The sequence below is a fragment of the Streptomyces sp. NPDC031274 genome (assembly GCF_055570235.1).
The window spans coordinates 1-1,777 of the sequence record NZ_JBVIHP010000152.1; the positions used below are offsets into that span (position 1 = coordinate 1).

Annotated in this window: 3 protein-coding genes and 1 pseudogene; all 4 read left to right on the top strand. The window is 70.4% G+C overall.

What is annotated here, in order from left to right:
- Positions 1–223, top strand: a pseudogene (locus ACZ5CR_RS44435) (phosphotransferase enzyme family protein); the annotation flags it as partial.
- Complete coding sequence (locus ACZ5CR_RS44440) at positions 220–894, top strand: 3'-5' exonuclease (protein WP_468869142.1); 675 nt, start codon at positions 220–222, stop codon at positions 892–894. The pseudogene ACZ5CR_RS44435 and the gene ACZ5CR_RS44440, both read left to right, overlap by 4 nt.
- 24 nt (positions 895–918) lie before the next feature.
- Entirely contained in the window at positions 919–1,560 is a 642-nt protein-coding gene (locus tag ACZ5CR_RS44445; protein WP_468869147.1) for a hypothetical protein, read from the top strand.
- Positions 1,557–1,777, top strand: a 221-nt coding sequence (locus ACZ5CR_RS44450) for a hypothetical protein (protein ID WP_468869149.1), incomplete at its 3' end; no start/stop codon positions are given. The genes ACZ5CR_RS44445 and ACZ5CR_RS44450, both read left to right, overlap by 4 nt.

The following is a 1,777-nucleotide window of genomic DNA, read 5'->3' on the forward strand; positions in this document are numbered from 1 at the left end:
GCATGCCGACGTGCGCGCCTGCGCACGTGCTGCCCTGCTCTATCTGCTGTTCAGCCTGTACGGGGCCACCACAGCCGAGTATGAGCTGCCCGCCCCCGCGGAGGCCGACCTGCAGCGGTACTGGGCCGAACGGCAGGTCACCATCCGACGTCTCCTCGACGAGCTCGATGACATTGAAGCCGCGCTCGCAGCGATCAGGCCGGGCATGTGGGACATCCTATGACCAGCGCCCGTCCGATGCGGCTCGCCAACGACCCGGCCTTCCAGGAGTCGCATTTCATCGTCGTGGACTTCGAGGGCACCACGCCGAAGGGCGCCTCGCCGGAGCCGATCGAGGTCGCAGCCCTGGGCCTCCAGCATGTGCCAGGCCGCGGCCCAGAGCGCAGCGGCTTCCAGTTCCAAGCCCTGATCCGGCCGCCCGCTCACGCGCCCGTCACGCGACTGGACACGGAGCAGACCGGCATCACCCCCGCAGATGTTGCCGACGCGCCGGACGCAGCCACGGTGCTGCGCGCCTTGGACGAGGCGCTGCCCGGCCGCCCCAAGATGCTGGTCGCCCACCATGCGCCGGTCGAGGCGGGGATCATCTACCGGTACCGCGATCACTGTCCGCGCCTGGCGTACGCGCGGCTGATCTGCACCCGGCTTCTTGCTCGCCGCGTCTGGCCCGGCCTGCCCTCGTACGGCCTGGATGCACTGCTTGCGCACTGCGGTATCCCGCAGCCCGAGCGCCGCCACCGGGCCCTGGACGACGTCACGGTCACGGGCTCCTTGTTCCGTCAGCTGCTGACCGATGCCGCCGCCCAGCACACGATCACCACCCTGAGCGATCTGGTACGCGCCGCCGGCATCAAGCCCCGAGCTGCCCACCCCATGCAGCTCGAACTGCCCTGACCATCAACGACCTTGAGGACTGTCGTGCCCGACACCACACACCCCCACCCGCCCCTGTTCCACCTCGCCGCGCCCGCTCTGGCGCAGGCCGCTCGCCCACTGCCGCCTAAACCGTCATACGCGAGCCCGCACTGCCAGCAGTGGCCCTGGCACCCCGAGCCCGTCCCTAAAGGGCTGGTGCTGCGGCAGTCGTGGGGGTGGCTGTTCGCGGCGGACGGCCGGTGCCTGGTGCTGATCGACACCGAGGACTGGATGCCGCTGCTGCCCGGCGGCACCATCGAGTCGGACGCCGACGGCGGGGACCCTTTCGCAGCCCTCGCCAGGAAGGCCGTCGAAGAAGGCCAGGCGTCGTTCGCAGATCCCCATTACCTGGGCTACGTGTACGACGCCGAGGGTGCCGTTTACGGGGGCATCGGGCCGTGCGCCCGCGCCAGGATCGCGGCCCGGATCACCCGGATCGGTCCGGCCGCTCCCGATCCTGCGTCCGGGCAGACGCTGCTGCGTCTCCTCGCGCTGGCGCACCAGGCCGTGGAGCTGTTCGGCTGGGGCGAGCAGGCGCACCGGCAGGCCGAAGCTGCCGAACGCTTCGCACGGGACGCGTGGGGTCTGCGCCTCGCGCCGGGCGCGACGATCACAGAGATCCCGCTGGCGGGGGTGGTGTGGTGACCGTCGCGGACAGCACGGGAAAGAGCGACAAGCACCTCGCAGATGACTCCGAGCCCGTCGTCTCCGAGTCCGAGAAGCTCCTGTTTGGCGGGCCGCTGCAGTACGACCAGGGCTGGTCACGGCACGAAGAGGCCCGTCTCAACATCAGCTTCAGGAGCATGATCAAGCAGCTGCCCGCGCAGTTGGCCACCGTCCTGCGGCTGGCCTGGGCCGCCGA